General features: G+C 72.2%; 19 protein-coding genes. 11 read left to right on the top strand and 8 right to left on the bottom strand.

Annotated elements, in window-relative coordinates:
• The first annotated feature begins 7 nt into the window (after positions 1 to 7).
• From nuoL to ACLQ3B_RS08525, 4 genes are all read left to right on the top strand, one after another.
• Complete coding sequence (gene nuoL, locus ACLQ3B_RS08540; protein ID WP_425778933.1) at positions 8 to 1933, top strand: NADH-quinone oxidoreductase subunit L; 1926 nt, start codon at positions 8 to 10, stop codon at positions 1931 to 1933.
• 64 nt (positions 1934 to 1997) lie between these two features.
• Positions 1998 to 3533, top strand: a complete 1536-nt coding sequence (locus ACLQ3B_RS08535) for an NADH-quinone oxidoreductase subunit M (protein ID WP_091395550.1) — start codon at positions 1998 to 2000, stop codon at positions 3531 to 3533.
• Positions 3530 to 5083, top strand: coding sequence for an NADH-quinone oxidoreductase subunit NuoN (nuoN, locus tag ACLQ3B_RS08530; RefSeq protein ID WP_425778931.1), 1554 nt, complete (start codon positions 3530 to 3532; stop codon positions 5081 to 5083). The genes ACLQ3B_RS08535 and nuoN overlap by 4 nt, the downstream gene beginning before the upstream one ends.
• Before the next feature lie 90 nt (positions 5084 to 5173).
• Positions 5174 to 6259, top strand: a complete 1086-nt coding sequence (locus tag ACLQ3B_RS08525; RefSeq protein WP_425778929.1) for a polyprenyl synthetase family protein — start codon at positions 5174 to 5176, stop codon at positions 6257 to 6259.
• On the opposite strand, the gene ACLQ3B_RS08520 is transcribed toward ACLQ3B_RS08525, so the two are convergent.
• A complete protein-coding gene (locus tag ACLQ3B_RS08520) occupies positions 6235 to 7464 on the bottom strand; it encodes an MFS transporter (RefSeq protein ID WP_425778927.1) in 1230 nt (409 codons plus the stop codon). The two genes, ACLQ3B_RS08525 and ACLQ3B_RS08520, sit on opposite strands and share 25 nt — an antisense overlap.
• A 154-nt stretch (positions 7465 to 7618) precedes the next feature.
• Between ACLQ3B_RS08520 and ACLQ3B_RS08515 the strand changes: the two genes are divergently transcribed.
• Positions 7619 to 8401, top strand: a complete 783-nt coding sequence (locus ACLQ3B_RS08515) for an IclR family transcriptional regulator (protein WP_425778925.1) — start codon at positions 7619 to 7621, stop codon at positions 8399 to 8401.
• Between the two features lie 102 nt (positions 8402 to 8503).
• On the opposite strand, the gene ACLQ3B_RS08510 is transcribed toward ACLQ3B_RS08515, so the two are convergent.
• Positions 8504 to 10630: a PhoX family protein gene (locus ACLQ3B_RS08510; RefSeq protein WP_425778923.1), complete on the bottom strand. Its 2127-nt coding sequence runs from the start codon at positions 10628 to 10630 to the stop codon at positions 8504 to 8506.
• 227 nt (positions 10631 to 10857) lie between these two features.
• Here ACLQ3B_RS08510 and ACLQ3B_RS08505 point away from each other — a divergent pair, with 227 nt between their 5' ends.
• Together ACLQ3B_RS08505 and ACLQ3B_RS08500 are read left to right on the top strand one after the other, a co-directional pair.
• Positions 10858 to 11373, top strand: coding sequence for a sigma-70 family RNA polymerase sigma factor (locus tag ACLQ3B_RS08505; RefSeq protein WP_051708644.1), 516 nt, complete (start codon positions 10858 to 10860; stop codon positions 11371 to 11373).
• Positions 11370 to 12086, top strand: a complete 717-nt coding sequence (locus ACLQ3B_RS08500) for an anti-sigma factor family protein (protein WP_425778921.1) — start codon at positions 11370 to 11372, stop codon at positions 12084 to 12086. Before ACLQ3B_RS08505 ends, ACLQ3B_RS08500 begins: the two co-directional genes overlap by 4 nt.
• Positions 12087 to 12352: 266 nt before the next feature.
• On the opposite strand, the gene rarD is transcribed toward ACLQ3B_RS08500, so the two are convergent.
• From rarD to eccE, 4 genes are all read right to left on the bottom strand, one after another.
• Complete coding sequence (rarD, locus tag ACLQ3B_RS08495; RefSeq protein WP_425778919.1) at positions 12353 to 13282, bottom strand: EamA family transporter RarD; 930 nt, start codon at positions 13280 to 13282, stop codon at positions 12353 to 12355.
• The gene (locus ACLQ3B_RS08490) at positions 13279 to 13776 is read right to left on the bottom strand and encodes a GNAT family N-acetyltransferase (protein ID WP_425778917.1); all 498 of its coding nucleotides are present in this window, start codon (positions 13774 to 13776) and stop codon (positions 13279 to 13281) included. The genes rarD and ACLQ3B_RS08490 overlap by 4 nt, the downstream gene beginning before the upstream one ends.
• Positions 13777 to 13903: 127 nt before the next feature.
• Positions 13904 to 14290 carry a phage holin family protein gene (locus ACLQ3B_RS08485; RefSeq protein WP_425778915.1) on the bottom strand — a complete coding sequence of 129 codons (387 nt, stop codon included), beginning with the start codon at positions 14288 to 14290 and terminating at the stop codon, positions 13904 to 13906.
• Positions 14291 to 14351: 61 nt separating this feature from the next.
• Complete coding sequence (gene eccE, locus ACLQ3B_RS08480) at positions 14352 to 16235, bottom strand: type VII secretion protein EccE (RefSeq protein ID WP_425779841.1); 1884 nt, start codon at positions 16233 to 16235, stop codon at positions 14352 to 14354.
• A 360-nt stretch (positions 16236 to 16595) separates the two neighbouring features.
• On the opposite strand from eccE, the gene ACLQ3B_RS08475 reads away from it, so the two are divergent.
• Entirely contained in the window at positions 16596 to 16916 is a 321-nt protein-coding gene (locus ACLQ3B_RS08475) for a WXG100 family type VII secretion target (RefSeq protein ID WP_357355530.1), read from the top strand.
• Positions 16917 to 16937: 21 nt separating this feature from the next.
• Positions 16938 to 17231 carry a WXG100 family type VII secretion target gene (locus ACLQ3B_RS08470; RefSeq protein ID WP_124815472.1) on the top strand — a complete coding sequence of 98 codons (294 nt, stop codon included), beginning with the start codon at positions 16938 to 16940 and terminating at the stop codon, positions 17229 to 17231.
• An 85-nt stretch (positions 17232 to 17316) separates the two neighbouring features.
• Here ACLQ3B_RS08470 and mycP read toward each other — a convergent pair whose 3' ends face one another.
• A complete protein-coding gene (gene mycP, locus ACLQ3B_RS08465; RefSeq protein ID WP_425778912.1) occupies positions 17317 to 18540 on the bottom strand; it encodes a type VII secretion-associated serine protease mycosin in 1224 nt (407 codons plus the stop codon).
• 152 nt (positions 18541 to 18692) lie between these two features.
• Between mycP and ACLQ3B_RS08460 the strand changes: the two genes are divergently transcribed.
• Positions 18693 to 21452, top strand: a complete 2760-nt coding sequence (locus ACLQ3B_RS08460) for an SseB family protein (protein WP_425778910.1) — start codon at positions 18693 to 18695, stop codon at positions 21450 to 21452.
• Positions 21449 to 21814: a hypothetical protein gene (locus ACLQ3B_RS08455; RefSeq protein ID WP_124822515.1), complete on the top strand. Its 366-nt coding sequence runs from the start codon at positions 21449 to 21451 to the stop codon at positions 21812 to 21814. Before ACLQ3B_RS08460 ends, ACLQ3B_RS08455 begins: the two co-directional genes overlap by 4 nt.
• A 4-nt stretch (positions 21815 to 21818) precedes the next feature.
• On the opposite strand, the gene ACLQ3B_RS08450 is transcribed toward ACLQ3B_RS08455, so the two are convergent.
• On the bottom strand, positions 21819 to 22751 hold the full coding sequence (locus ACLQ3B_RS08450; protein ID WP_425778908.1) for an alpha/beta fold hydrolase: 933 nt from the start codon (positions 22749 to 22751) through the stop codon (positions 21819 to 21821).
• Positions 22752 to 22783 lie beyond the last annotated feature (32 nt).

The raw sequence follows: 22783 nt of genomic DNA, 5'->3' as shown, positions 1-22783 counted from the left end.
TCCACCGGTGGAAGAGACTGTGGAATACGCCCAGGCCACGGGGCTGCTAGGGGGCGTCTGGCTGCTGGTGGCGATCCCGCTGGTCAGCGCGGCCATCCTGCTGCTGCTCGGCCGCCGGGCCGACCGCTGGGGGCACTGGTTGGGCGTCGCCGCCATCGGCGCCGCGTTCGTGCTCGGCCTGAGCTTCTTCTTCCAGCTGCGTGGCCTGGAGAACAAGTCGGTCGAGCTGAGCCTCTGGGACTTCATCGCGGTCGGTGATCTGCGCGTCGACTTCGGCCTGCTCTTCGACCCGCTGGCCGCGGTCTTCGTACTGCTGATCACCGGGGTGGGTTTCCTGATCCACCTGTACGCGGTGGAGTACATGTCGCACGACGCCGGCCGTCGTCGGTTCTTCGCGTACTTCAACCTGTTCGTCGCGGCGATGCTGCTGCTGGTGCTCGGCAACAACTACGTGATGCTGTACTTCGGCTGGGAGGGCGTCGGTCTGGCGTCGTACCTGCTGATCTCCTTCTGGACCGAGCGGCCGAGCGCGGCCACCGCCGGCAAGAAGGCGTTCCTGATGAACCGGGTCGGCGACACCGGTCTGGCCATCGGCATCTTCATCATGTTCGCCACCCTGGGCACCACCCAGTACGACGAGGTGTTCAATGGTGTCGGCGCGCTGACCGGCACCACCGTGCTGGTCCTCGGCCTGTTGCTGCTGCTCGGCGCGGCCGGTAAGTCCGGTCAGTTCCCGTTGCAGGCGTGGTTGCCGGACGCGATGGAGGGCCCGACGCCGGTGTCGGCGCTCATCCACGCCGCCACCATGGTCACCGCGGGCGTCTACCTGATCGCCCGGTCCAACCCGATCTTCTCGGCCAACTCGACGCTGCAACTCGTGGTGGTCAGCGTCGGCGCGCTCACCCTGCTGATCGGCTGCATCATCGGTGCGGCCAAGGACGACATCAAGCGGGTGCTCGCCTGGTCCACGGTGAGCCAGATCGGCTACATGTTCCTCGGTGTCGGCCTCGGCGGCGCGGCGTACGCGCTGGCCATCGTGCACCTGCTGGCGCACGGCTTCTTCAAGGCCAACATGTTCCTCGGCGCCGGCTCGGTCATGCACGGGATGAAGGACCAGGTCGACATCCGTCGCTTCGGCGGGCTGTCGAAGTACATGAAGATCACCTGGCTGACCTTCATGATGGGCTGGCTGGCCATCATCGGCATGTTCCCGTTCTCCGGCTTCTTCTCCAAGGAGCCGATCATCGTGGCCGCCTTCGAGCGGGAGGACTGGACCGCCTGGCTCTTCGGCGGGGCGGCGCTGCTCGGCGCCGGGCTGACCGCGTTCTACATGACGCGGCTGTTCGTGCTCACCTTCCACGGTCCGCAGCGGTGGACCGAGGACATCGAGCACCCGCACGAGTCGCCGAAGCTGATGACCATCCCGCTGATCCTCCTGGCGGTCGGGTCGGTCGGCGCCGGTTTCCTGCTCGCCACGTCCGTGCCGGACTGGCTGACCGAGACCGCCGGGCTGGGCGGCGAGCACGCCGAGCACGAGGCGGTCCTCTCGCACGCCGTGATCACCACGTTGTCGCTGCTGGTCACCGTGCTCGGTGCCGGGCTCGCCTGGTTCCTGTTCCGGGCCGGCACGGCCACCGCGCCGCAGCCGGCCGGGGTGCTGGTCACCGCCGCTCGGCGCAACCTCTACACCGACGCGGTAAACGAGGCGGTCTTCGAGAAGCCGGGCATCTTCCTCACCCGGGCGCTGGTGTACCTCGACAACCGGGGCATCGACGGGCTCGTGAACGGGCTCGCCGCCGCGGTCGGCGGGGGCTCGGGTCGCCTCCGTCGGATGCAGACCGGCTTTGTCCGCTCGTACGCCACCTCGATCCTGGCCGGTGCGCTGCTGGTGATGGCGGCGTTCCTGGCGGTGCAGGCGGGGTGGTTGGCGTGATCGACCTCTTTCCGGCCGCCCCCGCCGGCGGACCACGCAGTGACGACGGAGGTAAGGCCGCATAATGTCCAACTTCCCGTTCCTCTCGGTGCTCACCGTGGCGCCGCTGGTGGGCGCCCTGGTGGTGGCCTTCCTGCCGCGCCACCGCCCGGAGCTGGCCAAGCAGGTGGCGTTCGCCTGGTCGCTGCTGGTGCTGGTGCTCTCGGTGGTGATGTGGGTCAGCTTCAACGCCGGCGGTGACCGGTTCCAGTTCCGCGAGTCGTACTCGTGGATTCCGAACTGGGGTGTCAGCTTCACCTTCGCGGCCGACGGCATCGCGTTGGTGATGCTGATGCTGATCGCGGTGCTGGTGCCGCTGGTGATCCTGGCGTCCTGGCACGACGCCGAGTCGTCGAAGCGGTCGGTGCCCGTCTACTTCGCGCTGCTGCTGGTCCTCGAGTGCACGATGATCGGCGTCTTCGCGGCCGCCGACGTCTTCCTGTTCTACGTGTTCTTCGAGGTCATGCTCGTGCCGATGTACTTCCTCATCGGCAGCTACGGCGGCCACCAGCGGCAGTACGCGGCGGTGAAGTTCTTCCTCTACTCACTCGTCGGCGGTCTGTTCATGCTGGCCGCGGTGATCGGCCTGTGGGTGGTCGGCGGCAAGACCTTCGACTGGCAGGCGCTCTCGCAGGTCGACATCAGCACCGGCACCGAGCGGTGGCTGTTCCTCGGCTTCTTCCTCGCGTTCGCCATCAAGGCGCCGTTCTTCCCGTTCCACACCTGGCTGCCCGACGCCGGTGGGGCCGCCCCGGCGGGCGCGGCGGCGCTGCTCGTCGGCGTGCTGGACAAGGTCGGCACCTTCGGCATCCTGCGCTACTGCCTGCCGCTGTTCCCCGAGGCGTCGAAGTGGTTCGCGCCGTGGGCGCTGGCCCTGGGCGTGATCGGCATCGTCTACGCCGCGCTGCTGGCGGTCGGCCAGAACGACCTCAAGCGGCTGGTGTCGTACACCTCGATCGCGCACTTCGGCTTCATCGGGGTGGGCATCTTCGCCTTCACCACCCAGGCCGGCACCGGCGCGGTGCTCTACATGCTCAACCACGGGCTGGCCACCGGCCTGCTCTTCCTGGTGGTGGGCATGCTGATCTCCCGGCGTGGTTCCTCGCTGATCAGCGACTTCGGTGGCGCCGGCAAGCTGGTCCCGGTGCTCGCCGGGGTGCTCTTCTTCGCCGGTCTCGCCTCGCTGGCGCTGCCCGGTACGGCGCCGTTCATCTCCGAGTTCCTGGTGCTGATCGGCACCTTCACGGTGAACAAGCCGGTTGCGGTCATCGCCACGCTCGGCATCATTCTGGCCGCCGCGTACGTGCTGTGGATGGTGCAGCGCACCACCCAGGGCACCCTCAACCCGGCGTTGACCGAGGTCGACGGCATGCGTCGGGACCTCAACCTGCGTGAGAAGGTCGTGGTCGCCCCGCTGATCGCGCTGATCGTGCTGCTCGGCTTCTTCCCGAAGCCGGTCACCGACGTGATCAACCCAGCCGTCCAGGCGACCATGGACGACATCGGCAGAACCGACCCGGCGCCGTCCGTGGGCGGCACCGTCCAGGAGGCGGCAAAGTGACCGAGTTGAAACTGCCGTCGATCGACTACGCGGCGATCGCTCCGATCCTGATCATGCTGGGCACGGCGTTGCTCGGCGTGCTGGTCGAGGCCCTGGTGCCTCGGCGCTGGCGGCACGTGGTGCAGCTGACGCTGGCGCTGCTGGCGGTGCTCGCGGCACTGACCATGGTGGTCCTCAGCGCCGACGAGCGGATCATCACCGCCGGCCAGTCCCTCGCGATCGACGGGCCGACGCTCTTCCTCCAGGGCGCGATCCTGGTGCTGGCCGCGATGGCGCTGCTGCTCATCGGTGACCGCTCGGTCGAGCGGGGCGGGGCGTTCGTGGCCCAGGCCGCGGTGACCGCCGAGTCGGCCGACGACCGGCGGCAGGCCGAGGGGCGCAACGGCCTCACCGAGGTCTACCCGCTCACCACGTTCGCGATCGGCGGCATGCTGATCTTCGTGGCGGCGAACGACCTGCTGACCATGTTCATCGCGCTGGAGGTCTTCTCCCTGCCGCTCTACCTGCTCTGCGCGCTGGCCCGTCGCCGGCGTCTGCTGAGCCAGGAGGCGGCGATGAAGTACTTCCTGCTCGGCGCGTACGCCTCGGCGTTCTTCCTGTTCGGCGTGGCCCTGATCTACGGCTTCACCGCCGGCATTCCGGGTCGCTCGGCCGGGGTCGACTTCGCCACCATCCACGCGGCGGTGAGCGAGTCGCCGGCCAGCCCGGTGCTGCTCTTCGCCGGCATGGCGCTGCTCGCCATCGGTCTGCTCTTCAAGGCCGCGGCGGCCCCGTTCCACGTGTGGACCCCGGACGTCTACCAGGGCGCTCCGACCCCGGTGACCGGGTTGATGGCGGCCTGCACCAAGGTCGCCGCGTTCGGTGCGCTGCTGCGGGTCTTCCAGGTCGCGTTCGCCGACGCCAACTGGGACTTCACTCCGGTCCTCGGCGCGGTGGCGGTGCTGACCATGCTGATCGGCGCGGTGCTCGCGGTCACCCAGACCGACATCAAGCGGCTGCTCGCGTACTCCTCGATCGCCAACGCCGGCTACCTGCTTGTCGGTGTGTTGGCGCCGAGCCGTGACGGGCTCGCCGGCACGATGTTCTACCTGGTCGCGTACGGCTTCTCGGTGCTGGCCGCGTTCGCCGTGGTGACCCTGGTGCGGGACGAGGACGGCGAGGCCACCCACCTGTCCCGCTGGGCCGGGCTGGGCCGGCGGTCGCCGTTCTTCGCCGCGCTGTTCACGTTCATCCTGCTCGCCTTCGCCGGTATCCCGCTGACCAGCGGGTTCACCAGCAAGTTCGCCATCTTCGGGCCGGCGCTGGAGGGTGGCCAGGCCTGGCTGGTGATCGCCGGTGTGCTGACCAGCATGGTGCTCGCGTTCCCGTACCTGCGGGTCGTGGTGATGATGTGGCTCTCCGAGCCGGGCGAGTCCACCCCGACCGTCACCGTGCCCGGTGGGCTCACCTCCGCGGCGCTGATGATCGGTGTGCTGGCGACCCTGGTGTTGGGCGTCGCGCCGGCGCCGCTTCTCGATCTGGCCGCCGGAGCCGCCGAATTCGTCAGGTGACCGAAGGATCGATCACCGGGGGTCGGCGCGTGTTCACGTGCCGGCCCCCGGTGCGTATCCCCGGCCCGGAGCAGGTCGAACGCATGTGGCATGGTTGATAGCGTGGTGAATCCGGCGGGCGAGCGTTCAGGTGCCTCCGGCTCCGGCGGTCGACGGGGTCGGGCGAGCACGAGTCAGTTCGGCGCGCTTGGCCTCAACCTCGCCGATCCCCGTGTCGAGGTGTCCGTGTTGGGCCTGCTCGACACGGTCGAGGTCGAGTTGCGGGCCAGCGTCGCCAGCGCCGATCCGTTCGTCACCGAGGCTGCCCGGCACCTCGTCGAGGCGGGCGGGAAGCGTTTCCGACCGTTGCTGGTGGCGCTCGGCGCCCAGTTCGGTGACCCGACCAGCGCGCAGGTGGTCCCGGCCGCCGTGGTGATGGAGCTCACGCACCTGGCCACCCTCTACCACGACGATGTGATGGACGAGGCCGCCGTCCGTCGGGGCGCGCCGAGCGCGAACTCCCGGTGGACCAACTCGGTCGCCATCCTGGTCGGCGACTACCTCTTCGCCCGCGCGGCGGACATCGCCGCCGACCTGGGCCCCGAGGCGGTCCGGTTGCAGGCGCGCACCTTCGCCCGGCTCGTGCACGGCCAGATCGCGGAGACGGTGGGGCCGCGCGCCGACGACGACCCGGTGACCCACTACCTGCACGTGATCGCCGAGAAGACCGGCTCGCTGATCGCCACGTCGGCCCGGTTCGGTGGCATGTTCGGTGGCGCCGCCCCGGAGCACGTGGAGGCCCTCGCCGGGTACGGCGAGACGATCGGTGTCGCCTTCCAGCTCTCCGACGACCTGCTGGACATCGCCTCCGAGTCGGTGCAGTCGGGCAAGACCCCCGGCACGGACCTGCGCGAGGGCGTCCCGACGCTGCCGGTGCTCTACGCCCGCGAGGCGGACGACTCGGACGCGTCGTCGGTGCGGCTGCGGGAGATCCTGGCGACCGGCCCGTTGACCGACGACGCGCTGCACGCCGAGGCGTTGGGGCTGCTCCGGGAGAGCCCGGCGCTCAAGCGGTCCCGGGAGACCGTGCGCAGCTACGCCGAGGAGGCCCGCGCGCAGCTCGCCCCGCTGCCGCACGGCCCGTCCCGCAGCGCGCTCGAGTCGCTCTGCGACTACATCGCCGACCGCACCAGCTGATCCACGCCCCGGTCCGCTCCGGCGCCGGCGCGGGTCAACAGCCGGCTGCCGACGAGCATGAGGGCGGCGGCGAGCAGCATCGCCACGGCCGCGATGGTCCACATCGCCGGGTAGCCGAGGTGGGCGGCGAGTGGGCCCAGGCTCAACGGGCCGAGACAGCCGCCCGCGTACACCCCGGTCTGGGTGATCGAGGTGGCGGTGGCCGGTGACTGTGGGTGCAGCCGGACCACCGCGAAGTTCATCAGGCCGGGCCAGGCCCAGCCCAGGCCGAAGCCGAGCACCACGCCGACCACCAACGGCACCGAGCCGGTCGACGCGAGCAGGCCCAGCCCGACCGCGCCGACGAGCAGCATCGCGGCGATGAGGGCGACGTGACCGGTCTCGCGGCGATCGGCCAACCAGCCGGCGCCCACCCGAGCGACCACGCAGACCGCGCTGCCCAGGGTCAGGGTGAGGCCGGCGAGGCCCGGTGACAGCCCCCGGGCCGCGGCGGAGTCCACCAGGAAGGTGCCCAGCGAGTTGGCCGCGCCCGAGGCCAGCGTCGCCGCCGCACCGATCACCACAAGCGCCGTCGTCGCCCGCCCGGCGCGCGTGGCGCCGGCCCGCCGTGCCGGGCCGGGCAACTGCCGGGGTACGGCGGCCAGCGTCGTCAGCGCGGCCACGGCGGCGGCCACGAACGCCCAGCGCCAGCCGGCGGTGAGCGCGATGGTGGGCACGGCGACGCCGGCCAGCAGGGTGGAGACCGGGATGGCGGCCTGCTTGACACCGAACGACAGCCCCTGCCGTCGGGCCGGCACGTGCTGGGCCAGCGCGGTGTTGCTGGCCAACTGGCCGAGCGCGTTCGCGGCGGCGCTGAGCGCCAGCAGGCCGACCAGCACCGGGTACGACCGGGCGAAGGCGGCCACGGCCAGCATCGACCCGGCGGCCAGCAGGATGCCGCAGCGGGCGACCACTGCCGGTCCGTACCGCTCGACCAGACGGCCGGAGGGCACCGATGCCAGCGCGCTGACCCCGAAGTAGACGGAGACGGCCAGGCCCAGACCGGCCGGCGAGAAGCCGAGGTCCGTCCCCATCTGCACGGCGAGACCGCCGAGCAGGAAGACGGGGAGTACGCAGGCCACTGTGGTGACGACTGCGCCGGCGCTCGCCCGGACCGGGCGGGGTCGGGCGATCGCCGGATCGGGGGTGATGGAGGTGTCGGTCATCGTTCGGCAAACCTACGCGAGCCCCACTCAGAGCACTCCTGGTGACCGGCGGGGCACAAGCTGTGGATGGTGATCTGGCATCCTCGACCCGAACAGGCATTTCGCACCGGGCCTGTTTTTCATATGGTGTAAGTCCCCGGCGGCGGAGGTGGTTGTGCGCGACCCCTTGGCAGAACCTTCGGACCTGATTCGCAGCGTGTCCCGAGCGCTACGGGTGCTGGAGTCGGTCGGTCGCGCCCCGAAGGGCCTGACCGTCAAGCAGATCGCCCGGCGCTGCGAGCTGACCGTGGCCACCACCTACCACCTGGTCCGCACCCTCGCCTACGAGGGCTACGTGATCCGTCGGGAGGACGGCACGTACATCGTGGGGTTGGAGGTGGCCGACCGGTACCGGGAGCTGGTGACGGCGTTCCGGGGTCCGCCGGCGGTCGGTGAGACGCTGCGGCGGGCCGCCCTGGACACCGGCTACAGCCACTACCTCGGTCGGTTCGTCGGCGGTCAGGTGGCCCTCACCGCGGTCGCCGAGGGGCACCGCTCGCCCTACCTGGAGGACCTGGTCCCCGGCTTCGACGAGGGGGCGCACGCGACAGCTCTCGGCAAGTCCCTGCTCGCCACCCTCACGACCGACCAGCGTTACCGCTATCTCCGCGAGTACGGCATGCGCCCGTTCACCGCCGCCACGCTGACCACCACCGAGAGTTTCGAGGCCGACCTGGCCGCCGGCGACCGGCGCGGCATGCAGTTGGAGATGGGGCAGTTCCGGCAGGGGGTGGCCTGCGCCGCGGTGCTCGTCGCACCGGACAAGGACATGGAACGCCGGGTCGTGCTGGCCTGCGCGTTGCCGGCCAGCGAGATGATGACCTCCGCCCGGGTGGTACGCGCCAAGCTGCTCACCGTGGCCCGCAGCGTGGCCGACGGCATCGCCTCCGACAACTGACAGCCGAGAGGCCCTCTCCCGGGCTGGGAGAGGGCCTCTCGGGGCGGTCCAGCGCCGGACCGCCGGAGCAACGTCAGTGGTCGCTCGGCCGCGCGTACGACGTCAGCTGCCCACCGGGCCGCCGTCGAGGCGCCAGGTGACCACCACGCCCGGCTTGGCGTAGTCGCCGTCCGGCCAGTTCGAGGCCGGGTTCTCCACCGAGGCTCCGGTGATCTCACCCGGGTGCTGCACCGCGACGAAGACCGAGCGGTTGTCGCCGGTGATGAACGGGCCGCAGGTCTCCGCGCCGAGGGGCACTGTCAGGAACTGCTTGAGGTGACCCCGCTCCGGACCCTCCACGGCGACGGCGAACAGGCCGTCGTTGCTGCCCAGCGCGTTGCCGTCGGTGGAGATCCAGAGGTTGCCGGTGGCGTCGAAGGCGACGTTGTCCGGGCAGGAGATCGGGGAGACCTTGGTCTTGTCGTACCCGGCGAAGAAGGTCGACTGGTCGGTCGGGTCGCCGCAGACGATCGGCAGCGACCAGGCGAAGGTCTCCGCGGCGTTGTCGTTGCGGTCCTCGACCAGCTCCAGGATCTGCCCGTGCTTGTTGGCGTTGCGCGGGTTGGCCTCGTCCGCCCTCGGGTTGCTGCCGACGCCCCGGTTGGTGTTGTTGGTAAGCGCCACGTACACCTTGCCGGTGAGCAGGCTCGGCTCGACGTCCTCGGGGCGGTCCATCTTTGTCGCGCCGACCTTGTCGCCGGCGAGTCGGGTGAAGGTGAGCACGTCCGCGGCGGTCATCCCGTCGACGAACGACCGGTTGCCGCTGACCAGCTTGATCCACCGACCCCGGCCGTTGAACGCGCCGTCGGTGGGGAGCTTGCCCGAGCCGTCGATCTCGGCGGCGCTGGTCTGGTCGAGCTTCGCCACGTAGAGCGTGCCGGACTCCAACAGGGTCAGGTTGTGCTTGCGGGCGGCCCAGGAGTTGCCCTTCATGAACTTCTGGTCCGAGACGAACTTGTAGAGGTAGTCGAACCGCTCGTCGTCGCCCATGTACGCGACCACGTGGCCGTCCTTCGCGACGATCACGTTGGCGCCCTCGTGCTTGAACCGGCCCATCGCGGTGTGCTTGCGCGGGCGGCTCTCCGGGTCGAACGGGTCGATCTCGACGACCCAACCGAACCGGTGTGCCTCGTTGGGGTGCTTCGCCAGGTCGAAGCGCTCGTCCGCGCGTTCCCACTTGCGACTGCCGCTGGGGTAGCGGCTGGCGGTGCCGATGCCGTAGCGGTCCAGCTTCGGCTTCAGCTCGGCCGGGGCGGCGTCGGCGCCGACGAAGTACTGGTTGAAGTTCTCCTCACCGGAGAGCACCGTGCCCCACGGGGTCACGCCACCGGCGCAGTTGTTGAGCGTGCCGACGACCGTGCGGCCCCTGGGGTCGGCGGCGGTCTTCAGCCAGGCCGAGCCGGCGGCCGGGCCGGTCAGGTCGAACTTGGTGCTCAGGGCGGTGACCCGCCGGTTGTACGGCCGCGGCCCCTTGCCGACCGGCTTCCACTGCCCGGTGCCCGCGACCCGCTCGACCTCCACCACGGACATGCCGTGTGCGGCCATTGCGGTGCGCAGCTGCTCCACGGACAGCCCGTCCAGGCCGGGGAAGCCCGGGAACATCAGGTCCTCGTTCGTGTACTCGTGGTTGACCACGAGCAGCGCCCGCTTGCCCTGCTTGTCCAGCGGCAGCACGCCCACGAAGTCGTTGTTGTAACCGAACTGCTTGGACTGCGCGGCGGCGGTCTGGTGGTGCAGGTTGAACTCCGGCGCGCCCGGCAGCACCGGGTCACCCCACTTGATCACCACGGCGTGGTCGTAGCCGTTCGGCACGACCAGGGTGTCCAGCTTGTTCGGTGGGATCGGCTTGAAGGTCAGCGCGCCGCTGCCGACTCCGGTGCTGGGACGGCCGAAACCGAAGGCCTCCGGTACGTCCGGGGTGGCCGGGGCCGCCAGGGCTGGGGCCGCACCGGCGAGCGCGCCGGCCGCCGCGCCGCCGAAACCGAGCACCAGCGCGCCGACCGCGCCGGCCCGTACCACGCCACGCCGCGACACCTCGGCGTTCACCACGTCACCGAAGTACGCGTTGTCGGAGGTGTTCGGCACCGGGTGGTCACAGGCGTTTCCGCACCGGTACAGGCAGGTCATGGCGTCGCGGGTGCCATGACGGGTGCCGTTCAACAGGGGGAGCAGCCGGGGACGGTCGCTCATGGGAGTGGCCTCCAGAGAAGTCGGTGGCACGACAGGCGGCGTACCAGCCGGACGCTAGGAGGACGTGGTGAGCGCTCGTCGGCCACGATGTGAACCGGACATGAACACCTTCGTGGGCGGCAACCACCAGGCAACCGGTCTGACCTCGGGCTGAACCGATCGGCGTGACCGCACGTATTCCCGAGCGGACGCACCGCCGGACGCGCGCCGGAAGCGAGGAGACCGCCATCAGCGACCACGACGCCCAACTGCTGCGCGCGCTGCACGACGAGCACGCGGAGGCGCTGTACGCCCATGCCCTGCGGCTGGTCAACGGGGACCGGCAGCGGGCCGAGGACCTGGTGCAGGAGACGCTGCTACGGGCCTGGCGACATCCGGAGTCACTCGACCCGAGGCGCGGATCGGTGCGGTCCTGGCTGTTCACCACCGCGCGTAACCTGGCCATCGACGCCTGGCGGCGACGATCCACCAGAGTCGGCGAGGTGTTCACCGACGATCTGCCCGAACCACCCGAGGTGATCGACGAGGCCGAGCGGGCGGTGGAGGCGTGGACCGTCGCCGAGGCGCTGAACCGGCTCAGCCCGACCCACCGGGAAGTGCTTGTCGAATGCTTCTACCAGGGGCGGTCGGTGGCCGAGGCGGCGTCCCGCCTGGGCGTACCGCCAGGGACCGTGAAGTCCCGCACCCACTACGCGTTGCGGTCTCTACGGTTGGTCCTGGCCGAGATGGGGGTGACGGGATGACCCGGTGCGAGTTCGCGTACGACGACGGCGCGTACGTGCTGGGCGCCCTGGCCCCGGCCGAGCGGGCGGCCTACGAGCGGCACCTCGGCGGTTGCGCCTCGTGTCGGGAGGCGGTCGCCGAGATCGCCGTCCTGCCCGGGTTGCTCGGGCGCCTCGACCCGGCGGGGTTGGAGCAGATCCTGCCGCCGCCGGCGCCGCCCCGGGCGCCCGCGCTGCTCGACGAGGCCCGCCAGCGCCGTCGTCGGGAACGTTCCGCGGACCGGCGACGGTACGCACTGACCACACTGGCAGCCGCCGGGCTGGCGGTGCTGGTCGGCGTGGGCACCGCCGTGGCGCTGCCTCGACCGGTCAGCCCTCCCGGGCCGCCCGGCGCGCAGGGCAATCCGGCCCCGCAGGTGTCGATGGTCGCCATGCGGCCGGTGGCCGCGGCCGGGCCGGTGCACGCCGACCTCGGGCTCACCGGCACCAAGTGGGGCACCGAGGTGACCATGCGCTGCGGGTACGACGCGCGGACGAGCTACGGCAAGGCGTACCCGTTCCGGCTGGTGGCGCGCGGCCCGAACGGCGCCACCGAGCAGATCGGCTCCTGGCTGGCGGCGCCCGGCGACGACCTCAGCTTCACCGGTGCCACCAGGTTCACCGACGCCGAGCTGATCAGCGTAGAACTCCAAAAGTCCGACGGCACCCCTCTCCTCACCTACGCGGTCCCCTAACCCCCCGGGTCCCACCCCACACCGGCCCACCCCGGCCCGGCCCCTGCCCATCCGCGTCGATCATGGAGTTGTGGTGGGTGGCAAATCGCCCAAACTGGTGCTGGACGGGCACCGCAACTCCATGATCGATCTCCGCGCGCGACCTTCCCGGCGATCTTGCACTTTCTGTCCCTCGATAAAGGGCAAAAAGGGGTGTATCGGCGTCTGAAACTGCAAGATCGCCGGGCCGGGCCGGGCCGGACCGGGGCGGTCCGGGGCGGGGCGGGTTAGGGGGTTGGGATTGCGACTGGGGTTTGGGGTGTGGTGCGGCGGGACTGGCGGGTCTGGCGGGAGGTGCGGACGGCGTCGGCGGTGAAGACGATCAGGGCCAGCCAGACCAGTGCGAAGCCGGCCAGGCGAGCCGGCGGCATCGGCTCGTGGAAGATCAGCACACCGCAGCCGAGCTGAAGGATCGGCGCCAGGTACTGGACCATGCCGAGGCTGCTCAGGGGCAGCCGGTTGGCCGCCCCGGCGAACAGCAGCAACGGAACCGCCGTGGCCGCGCCGGCCAGCACCAGCAGCGCGGTGTGCCCGGCCGACACGTGCCCGAAGGTCAGGTCGGACTTCGCCGTCAGCCACGCCAGGTAGCCCAGAGCAGGCAACGCCAGCACCGCCGACTCGACGAAGAGCCCCTCCGCGGCCGGCAGACCGAGCCGCTTCTTGACCAGGCCGTAGCCGGCGAAGCTGAACGCCAGCGTCAACGCCAACCAGGGCAGCCGGCCGTAGTCCACGGTGAGCACCGCCACCGCCGACGCGCCGATCCCCAGCGCCACCCACTGCGCCGGGCGGAGCCGCTCCCGCAGCACCGTCACCCCGAGCAGCACCACGACCAGCGGGTTGATGAAGTAGCCGAGCGCGGTCTCCACCACCCGGTCGGAGTTGACCCCGTAGATGTAGGTGCCCCAGTTGACCGCGATCAGCGCGGCGGCGGCGACGATGCCCGCCACCGCCCAGGGGCGGCGCAGCAGCGCCCGCAGGAAACCGACGTTGCGCAGCGCCGCCAGCAGCAGGGCCACGAAGAGCACCGACCAGACGATCCGGTGGGCCAGGATCTCCAGCGGGCCGGCGGGTCGCAGCAACTTCAGGTAGAGCGGGAAGAAACCCCAGAGCAGGTACGCGCCGAGGCCGTAGAGGTATCCCAGGCGGAGTGGCGTCACGCCTCCACCGTAAGGGGCGTGGTGCTGCTTTGCTCCTTTCCGGTGATCGGGGTCACCGGGGGCCGCCGGTCCAACTGCATCCACCGCTCGGGCGCGTCCAGCGGCGTGAAACCAACCCGCGCGTACACCTGGTGAGCGTCGTTGGTGCAGAGCAGGATCCGGCGTACGCCCAGCTCGGCCAGGTGGTCGCGAACCGCGCCGGCCAGCCACCCGCCCAGCCCGCGACCCCGGGCCGCCCGGTCGACGTACACGTCGCAGAGCCAGGCGAAGGTGGCACCGTCCGTGACGACTCGGGCCACCGCGACCTGGCGGCCGTCCTCCGGCCGGTAGACGCCGAACGGCAGTGAACCGGCGAACGCCCGCTCGATGGTCTCCCGGTCCCGTCCGAGCGCCCAGTACGCGTCGGTGGACAACCAGTGGTGCACCAGGTCCAGGTCGATCCGCGCCGGGTCGGTGCTGAGCAGGTGGCCGTCGGTGTAGGTCAGCGAGAACATGCCGCGACGCTAACCGCCGGGGCGGGTGGTCAGGCCGCCAAATTCCCGAAGTCTGGTCATCGGCCCGCCGAGGCCCCGGCCGAGGTCGGAGCCCCGGCGGGCCGGGTCGGTGCTAACTGGTCGGCGGTCAGTCCCGGTCGAGGACGGCGCCGAGGATCCAGGTCACGATGCTCACGAAGAGGGCGCCGAGCACGGCTGCCGGCCAGAAACCGTCCACCGAGAACGGCAGCCCGGCCTGGTCGGCGATCCAGCTGGTGAGCAGGAACAGCAGCCCGTTCACCACCAGGGCGATGAGGCCCAGGGTCAGCAGGTAGAAGCCACAGCCGACGGTCTTGACGATCGGCTGGAGAACCGCGTTGACCACACCGAAGATCACCGCCACCAGCAGCAGCGTGGTCACCGTCTCGGTGGCCGAGTTCGAATCCAGGGAGATGCCCGGGATGAGGAGCGTGGCCAGCCAGAAAGCCAGAGCTGTGCTGGCCAGCCGAATCAGCAGACCTTTCAGAAAACCCATGGCGGGGATCGTGCCACGGACCACGCACCTGCGTAACCCGGCAGCTGGCCATCCTGGCGGATCAGCCGCGCGTCGGCGGCCCGATCAGCTGCGCCTCGATCGGAGTGGGGGAGAGCAGCGCCCAGCGCAGCGCCCGGCGGTTGACCACGGCCACCATGTCCTCGCGGATCCGGGTCAGCCAATCGGCCGAGCCGCCCAGCCCCAACGCGGCTCCGGCAAGGGCGGCCTCGGCGGGGGTCAACGGCTGGAGCAACGCCAGGTCGGCCCGGCTCAACGCGTCCACATCGGCCGGGGTCAGCTCGTCGCGTACCACAAGGGTGGCCCGCCAGGGCGGGCCCGGCGCGGCCTCGGCCGCCACCGGCCCGGCGTCGACGATCAGCAGCAACGGACGCAGCGCGGTGCCCACCCCGTCGGCGACCGCCCGGCCAAGCGGGAGCAACGGGATCACGCCCGGCGCGCCAACCCCCCGGACGAACGGCTCCCAGGCGCGTGGCCGGGCGGTCTGCACCACCACCAGGGCACCGAGCGCCAACGCGCGCAGGGCCACCAGTTGGGCTGCGCGCACCCCACCGACCAGCAGCACGCGGGTGCTCTCCGGCCGGAACAGTCGCACGGTGACGGCTCGGCCGTGCCGGTTGGTGCCGACCATCAGGCCCGCGTCGCCAAGGGACAGCTCCCAGTCGTCCACCGTCGCGCCGGGCTGCGCCCCGGACGCCGCTGGGCGGGGCGTTGGCCCAGGCCCCGTCAGCGCCAACGGCAGCGTGGCGGCCAGCCCGCCCAGGTGGGCGCCGTCGAGGCGTCGCAGCTTCCCGCCCAGGTCGGTCACCAGGCGGATCAGCGCCTCGGTGGCCGCCGCCAGCTCGGTCGCCGTCCCGGCCGCCAGGCGTACGGTCAGCTCGGTCGGCACTCCGGTGGTCGTCGACGGACCCGACGACGTCGTCATCGTCGGCGACGGGCCCGAGCACATCGACACCGTCGTGGCCGTGGCCGGCAGCGCGAGGAGGCGGGGCACCAAGCGCCGACCGGCCGCGCCTCCCGGGCCGGGCCACTGGATCAGGCGAAAGGTGGCCTGGACCAGGGTGCCGGACCGGATCGTCGGCCAGGACTCCCGGACCGGTTCGCCGTCATGGTGGGCCAGCTCGCCCAGGACGCGCAGCGCCGCGGGCACCCCGAGTGGCCGCGCGGCCAACGGCCCGAGCCGCCGGACGATCCGGCGGACCGTGCCGGCGAGTACGCGCCGCAGGTCCTCCTCGGACCAACCGTTCACCCGCAGCACCCGGACGGCCACCACCGCCCGTTCGCGCCCGGCGAGACGCCCGTCGGTGAGCTGCCGGTACGACGTGCCGATCGTGCCACCGGCGCTCGGCACCGGCGCCGGCGCACCGGCGAGCAGCAGTTGGACCAGCACCGGGGGCTGGTCCGGCCCGGCCGGGGGGAGCAACGCGGCCGGGGCGGGGATCGGCTGGGACGCGTCGCCCAGCAGATCACCGGGGTCGCCGAGCTCCAGGAGCGCGACCATGCCCGTGGTGTCCTCCAGGACGGCCGCCGGCCCGCCGGTCAGCTCGGTCGAGCGGACGACGGTGCCCGGGGCGACCAGGTCGAGCAGTTCGGTAGCTCCGGCCGGCCCGGTCAGCGCCCGCCGGCGGGAGAGGTGCCCGATCGCGGTGCCCAGCCACTCGAAGAGCCACCGCCCCCGAACCGGCACCCAGGCGGCCGCCACCAGCAGCACGGCCACCAGCACGGCCACCGCGACGACAGGTGCGGGTCGGCCGAGGGCGACGAGCACGAGCGCCGCCGCGACCTGCGCGGTGACCAGTTGGCCGGCTCGTACTGCGGCGCCGGCGCGACGGCCGAGCGTGACCCAGCGGTCCACAGGTGATCGGCGACGGGGGGTGCGTTGGTCGGCCGAACCCGGGCCGGGGTCGGTGGGCCGACCCGGCCCGATCGCCCGTGCGGAGGCGTCCGCCTCGGCCCCGACCGTCGGTGGATGCGGCCCTCCGGTGGTGATCGCCGGCACCGTGCCTCCTCGACCGTGGGGACCGGGTCGGGCGGCCGGCCGTCTCCGACGGCCCGTCACACGCCGCGACGTGGCTGCGGCACATCGTAAGCGACCGATGGCCGTCCCGGTTGTCCACAGGGGAAGCCCGTGGGGTAGCAGAACCGCTACGAGGTCGCTACCGTCAGCCACGAAGCCCTTCGCTGACCCGTGTCTCAGTGCTCGACGACCGGGCCAAGCGACGGCGCGTCAGCCCAGGGTGGGCGCGTCGACGGCCAGGTTCGATCCGAGAGACGAGGTGACGTCCGGGTGTCCCAAACCAAGGCAGAAGCCGCAGTGATGCAGCAGACCGCCGCGAAGTTCGAGCAGGTGGACCAGTCGTTGCAGTCCATGCTGACCGGCCTGCTGGCCGAGCTGGAGGTGTTGCAGCAGGCCTGGCGTGGCGCTGGTGGCCGGTCGTTCGAGCAGGTCAAGCAGCAGTGGTCCCAGGACCAGGCCGCGCTGCACCGCGCCCTGCGGGAGACCGCCGGTGCGATCCGCACCGCCGGTCGGCAGTACGACGCGTCCGACGACGAGGTGGCCAGCCGGGTAGCCGGCACCAACCGCGGCGGCATCCAGCTGCCGCTCTGATCCCGCTGGGGAGGGAATCCGATGGACCATGGTGTGCTGGTCGTCAACTTCGCCGCGCTGCAGCAGGCCGGCGCTGACATTCAAAAGGCGTTGAAGACCCTCGACGCGCAACTCGGCCAACTCGAACGCGACGCCGCTCCGCTTGTGGAGAGCTGGACGGGCGAGGCGCGGCAGGCCTACGAGCAGCGGCAGGCCCGGTGGCGTTCGGCCTCGCAGGACCTCCAGGGGATGCTGCGTGACATCAGGTTGGCGGTGAACGACTCCGCCACCGACTACCTGGACACCGAAAAGAAGAACACCGGGCTGTTCCAGTGAGCGAAGTGGGCCGGGAGCGCTGACCGTGTCCGGGGCAGCGCCCCGCCCGCGGCCGGTCCGAGGTCGGGGCCGTGCGCGAGCGGGCTCAGGCCGGGCCGGCCGGGCGCCAACGTCGACGGACGCCCCGGGGCACCACCAGGGCGAGCAGCGCCACGGTGACCGCCGTCATGCCGGCCACCGCGGCGAGCAGCAGGGCCCGGTCCCGCGCGGCGGCCCGGCGGGTCTGACGGGCGAGCTGCGCCGGGTCGGCCCGATCGTCGGCGAGCGCGGCGACCGGCCGCGCACCGGCCGCCCGGCCACCGCTGGTCTCGGTGACCGCCCGGTAGGGGTTCAACACCCCGGCGCCGTACCCCCCGCCGTGGCCCGCACCCGGGGCTGGATCGGCGGTGGCGATGATCCGTTCCGCCACCTGGGCGGCGGTCAGCTCCGGCCGGTATTCCCGCAGCAGAGCGGCGGTGGCGGCCACGAAGGGCGCCGCGTAACTGGTGCCTTCGACCCGATGGTGGCCCGCACTGGGCGCGGCGGTCAGCACCTCGCTGCCCGGCGCCACCAGGTCGACGTACGGGCCGGTCTGCGAGAAGGTCGCCCGTCCACCGTCCGCCCCGATCGCCCCCACGCCGAGCACCCCGTCGTAGCCGGCGGGGAACGGCCGCGGGTTCCCGCTGTCGTGCAGGTTGCCGGCGGCGGCCACCAGCACCACGTCCCGGTCGACCGCGTACCGCACGGCCGCACGGACCTCCGGGTCGTCCGCGTACAGCACCACGGACAGGTTCACCACGTCGGCGTCATGGTCGACGGCCCACCGGATGGCCCTGGCGAACTCGTCGGCGGTGACCGTGCGGCCCGACTCCCGCCCCTGCACCACCTGCTGCTCACTCACCCGCACCGGCAGGATTCGGGCACCCGGCGCCAGGCCACGGAAGGCGACGTCGGGGCGGGGTGCCGCCGCGATGATGCTCGCCACACCGGTGCCGTGCCCGGCGCAGTCCCGACCGCCGTCCCCGCCGGGGTCGAGCAGGTCTGCGCCGGCCAGCACCCGACCAGCCAGCTGCGGGTGCGCCCGGTCCACCCCGGAGTCCACCACCGCGACTGTCACCCCGGCGCCGGTGGCCAGCGGCGCGAGCCGCGCCGGGTCGTACCGCTGCTGTGGCCAGGGCCTGGCCGCGACCGGCCGGACGGGGGCGAGCGGGGTCGCGCAGAGCGGTGCCGTCCGGAGCCCGGCGGTGGCGGCGACGGTCGGGAGGACCGGTACGGTCAACAGGCTGACGGCCAGACCTGCGAGGACCGGGCGCGTGATCGATCGGGACATCGACACCCTCCGTATCGTGTCGGCTCCGGAACGGGATGTTATCGCCTCCTCCGCGCCCTGGCAGGCCGCCGCCGGCCAGCCATTGTGATCTTGGTACCACCTTGTAGGTTGTACGCGATACCTGTGGCCTGTTCTCGGAAGGGGAGGTGGCCGTGACCGAATGGGAGCCGGCCACGGAGGCCGAGGTGGCGATGCGCGACGCGCTGCGCGCCAACGACCAGGAGCTCTACTTCCGGCTCCTGTCCCGCACCGACGTGCTGCTGCCGGTCTCCGCGCCGACGCAGCCTGGCCAGCCACCCGCCGGATGGGGCACCTGGACCACCGGCGGCCGGACCCACGTCCTGGCCTTCACCTCCGCCGCCGCACTGCGGGCCTGCCTCGGCGATCACGCCGGCGGCAACCGACGCATCCCCTTCGCCGATCTCGCGGCCAGCTGGCCCAACCACGAATGGTGGCTCGCCGTCAATCCGGGTCTGCCGGTCGAGGGTTACCTGCCGGCCTGGTTCGTGTCGCAGCTGTCCCGAGGCGACGTCCGGCTGCCCGGCCGTTCCATGGGTGCCCGCGCTCGCCTGGAGCGGGCCGAGACGTTGGCCCGGACCCGACCCGGCATGCCCCGGGACGCCGCGCCGGCCGCTGGATCGCCTCCGGCGACGGGGCCGTTCTCGTCCGGGCCCGAGAGTGCCCCGCCCACGCCCCGACGGGCCCCCCGGGTGGCTGCCCCGTCGGTGGCGGGCCCGGCGCCCCGGCCACCCGTTCCCGGTGAGCCGACGCGCCGACCCGGCGAGGACGACCTGCCCGCGGCCGGTCAGCGGCACCCGACCGAGCCGTCCCGGCCCGCGTCGGGCACCGGCGCCCTGCCCCGCAGCGGGCGGCCGTCCCGGTTCACCCCGTTGGCGTCCGCCGCCCCCACCACCGATCAGGCCGGGCCGAGTGTGGGCTGGCCGGCAGCGACCCGGCCGAGCGACGTCGACGGCCCCGCCGCGGGTAACGGCAATGGGGGCCCCCAGGCGGCACCCCGGCGTTCCTTCTTCGACCCCAGCCCGGCCCGCGACCCGGCCCCGAGCGGAGGGCGTTCCGGTGACCGGGCGGCCCCGCCGACCCGGTTCGGGCGGGGCAGCCAGCCCTTTCCTCGCCGCCGCCCGGCCGACGCGCCGGCCGACGACACGGCGACGCGCGCCTTTCCGATGGCAGCGGACCCGGCAGCCACCCAGCCGATCCGTCGGCCGGAGGGCGGCCTCGGCGCGTCCCGGGGGACGGGCGCACCGCCGTCCGGCGAGGAGATCACCCAGCCGCTGCCCCCGCGCCGGCACAACCCGTTGGCCGAGGAGCCCACCCGCGCGTTCCGGCTGACCGGTGAGCCGCCACTGGCGGGCGCGCCTGGGCGGCCCAGTCCGTCGACGGAGGAGACGCAGCCGATCCCCCAGGACCGGCCGGGCCGGTTCGCGCCGGCCGAGGATCTGCCGACGTCCGTCGCGGAACCGGTTTCCGGGCCACCCGCGCCGCGCCGCGGCTTCACGCCCATCGTCATCGAGGGCACCATCATCGAGTCCCGCGACCTCACCGACCCGGTCGAGAGCAGCGCGCCGGTCGAGACGCCCCGCCGGCCCAGTTCCGCCGAGGCCGCCCCGCCGCCGTTCGGCTCGACGCTCTCCGGTCCGGGCCTGTTCGGCCCGTCGTCCCCCAGCCCTTCCGCTCCCGCGTCGTTCAGCCCGGGTCCGCCGGTGGCGAGCCCGTCCGCTCCGCATCCGTCGATTCCGACACAGGCCGGCGGTGGCCTGGGTGATCCGCGTGTCGACGCACCGACCAGCACCCCGCACAGCGGCAGCCGTGGTTCGTCGGTCGGCCCGACCGACACGGACCGGGCCGGTAGCGAGGTCAACGGCGAGAGCATGCTCGCGGGCGACGCTCCCCAGCCGCCGGCCGACGAGCCGCCGCCTGTCGAGTTCGATCCGGCAAACACGGTCGAGGAGGACCTGCTCAGCGCCGCCGGCTCCGGCAGCACCGACACCTTCCTGTCCACCCTGCTGCTGGCCCGGGTGCTGCTGCCGGCGGCAGCGGACTCGATCCCGGGCAGCCGCCCGGGGGATCCGGGCTTCGTCTGGCGTACCGGGCAGCTCGACGGCGAGACGTACGTGGTGGTCTACACCTCAGCGGAGCGCCTGGCCGACCATGTCGAGGGGGACGTCGACACGGTCCGGGTGAAGTTCGCCCAACTCATCCGGCGCTGGCCCGACGAAGACTGGTCGTTCGCCGTCAACCCGGGCACCCCGGTCGGCGCCAAGTTGCCCGGCGAGCAGATCGTCGCGTTGGCCAACTGGGCTGCCGAGGTGGGGCTCGGGGACGACCTGGAAGTGGACCAGGTGGAAGCGCCGACCGTGGCCGAGCCCGCCGCCCGCCCCCGGTACGCTCCCGCGGCGGTCGACCCGACCCGACCGACGGTCATGCAGAAGGCGATCGCGCCGAGCCAGCTCGCGTACTACCTGGATCGTGGGTACGACCGGGTGTCCGGGTTCGTGCACCGGGCCGGTGAGCTGTCCCACCTGACCACACCGGCTCAGCTGCACGACGCGCTCGGCCTCAGCTACCCCGGCTCGCCGTTCGCCCCGAACGCCGAGGAGATCTACGTGCTGCGCTGGCCGGCGCACCGGCCAAGCCTCTACCGCATCCCGTACGGCGGTCAGAACGAGCCGGCGATGCGGGCCATGGAGGGCTGGGTCATCGAACGCCCGCCATTCCGGGGCAACGGCTTCGCCCCGGGCGAGAGCAGCGACGTGGTGGCGGAATTCAAGGTGGACAGCGCCCGCCTGCCGCACGGTGCCCAACTCTGGCGGATCGGCGCGGACGGCACCGAGCGGGTGGTCGCGGAACTGGACACCGACTCGGTCGTCTGGCGACGCGTCGGGGAGGCGTGATGCGCGACGGTTACGTGGCCCGCTGGCAGGGCCGGGAATACCAGGCCAGCCCGGACGGCGACGACATCCGGCTCTACCAGCCCGAGCCGGGTGAGGGCTTCGAGGAGGTCCGCGCGGGCCGCCACGTCCGGGTGCTGCCGGCGAGCGAGATCGAGGATCTGGCGTACGTGCGGACCACCTGCACCTGGCAGGGGCAGCCGTTCATCGTGCTCGGCGAGCACGACGCCTGGCTGCGGGTGGAATACACAGGTGGCCGTTGGCCGGTGGCCGAGGCGATGCGGCTGGAGGTCTTCGACTTCGGCGTCTACCAGGGTTGGGCGCCGGCCGCCGAGGTCACCGACCTGCGGGAGCAGCGGGTCTGACCGGTCAGGTCTTCGCCCACCGCAGGATCTCGCCGAGCACCAACTCCGGTGCCTCCAGGTGCGGGAAGTGCCCCACCCCGTCGAGCAGTCGCCACTCGTACGGGGCGACGACGTACCGGCCGGAACCCAGAGCGGTCCGGGGCAGCGAGGCGGTGTCCAGGGCGCCGTGCAGTTGCAGGGTCGGGGTGGACAGCGGCTTCTGCATCAGGCGGACGAACCGGTAGCCGTGTAGCCGCAGCAGCGAGCGGAACGCCCAGCGGTATCCCTCCAGGGCGCAGAACGCGGCCTGTGGAATGCGCATCGCCTCCCGGCACCGCTCGGCGTACGCCTCGAAGTCCGACCCGGCCACCCACTGTGGGCCGCCCCAGCGGCGCATGATCTCGCCGACGGCGGCCGCGCCATCGCGGGTCAGCACGTGCTCGTAGCGGGGAAGCTGGAACTTCAACGCCGGGGTGGAGGCGGTGAACTGCCCGCGCGGGTCGGCGAAGATGGCGGCGCGCAGCCGCAGCGGGTGCGGTGCCCCCAGCACCACGAGCCGGCGGACCAGGGACGGGTGGAACGAGGCCACCGTCCAGGCCACCATGCCACCGAGGCCGCTGCCGACGATCGTCGCTGATCGTTCACCGAGCGCGCGGATCAGCCCGGCGATGTCGGCGGCGAGGGTGTAGCCGTCGTACCCCCGGGGTGGTTTGTCGCTGGCGCCGTAGCCGCGCAGGTCGACGGCGACCGCCCGGAAGCCGGCGTCGGCGATCGCCGGCAGCATCCGGTGCCAGGCCCACCAGTGCTCCGGGAAGCCGTGCAGGAAGAGCACCATCGGCCCGGTGCCGGCCTCGACCACGTGGAACCGGCTGCCGTTGGCGCCGACGAAGCGGTGCGTCCACGGCCCCTCGGTGAGGACACAGGACTCGTCGACGGCCCCGCCGCGCTGGTCGGTCATGGCAGACAGCCTAGGACCCGGTTGCCGCAGGC

The sequence above is a fragment of the Micromonospora sp. DT53 genome (assembly GCF_049841535.1).
GTDB lineage: Bacteria > Actinomycetota > Actinomycetes > Mycobacteriales > Micromonosporaceae > Micromonospora.
Note: the sequence above shows the minus strand (reverse complement) of the source record. Positions and strands in the feature narration are given on the sequence as shown.

Excerpts from the sequence above, each read along its gene's own strand:
- mycP (WP_425778912.1), bottom strand. The coding sequence starts at position 18,540 with ATGTCCCGATCGATCACGCGCCCGGTCCTCGCAGGTCTGGCCGTCAGC.
- ACLQ3B_RS08500 (WP_425778921.1), top strand. The coding sequence starts at position 11,370 with ATGACCCGGTGCGAGTTCGCGTACGACGACGGCGCGTACGTGCTGGGC.
- ACLQ3B_RS08450 (WP_425778908.1), bottom strand. The coding sequence starts at position 22,751 with ATGACCGACCAGCGCGGCGGGGCCGTCGACGAGTCCTGTGTCCTCACC.
- ACLQ3B_RS08470 (WP_124815472.1), top strand. The coding sequence starts at position 16,938 with ATGGACCATGGTGTGCTGGTCGTCAACTTCGCCGCGCTGCAGCAGGCC.
- ACLQ3B_RS08520 (WP_425778927.1), bottom strand. The coding sequence starts at position 7,464 with ATGACCGACACCTCCATCACCCCCGATCCGGCGATCGCCCGACCCCGC.
- ACLQ3B_RS08490 (WP_425778917.1), bottom strand. The coding sequence starts at position 13,776 with ATGTTCTCGCTGACCTACACCGACGGCCACCTGCTCAGCACCGACCCG.
- ACLQ3B_RS08510 (WP_425778923.1), bottom strand. The coding sequence starts at position 10,630 with ATGAGCGACCGTCCCCGGCTGCTCCCCCTGTTGAACGGCACCCGTCAT.
- ACLQ3B_RS08535 (WP_091395550.1), top strand. The coding sequence starts at position 1,998 with ATGTCCAACTTCCCGTTCCTCTCGGTGCTCACCGTGGCGCCGCTGGTG.
- ACLQ3B_RS08525 (WP_425778929.1), top strand. The coding sequence starts at position 5,174 with ATGGTTGATAGCGTGGTGAATCCGGCGGGCGAGCGTTCAGGTGCCTCC.
- ACLQ3B_RS08485 (WP_425778915.1), bottom strand. The coding sequence starts at position 14,290 with ATGGGTTTTCTGAAAGGTCTGCTGATTCGGCTGGCCAGCACAGCTCTG.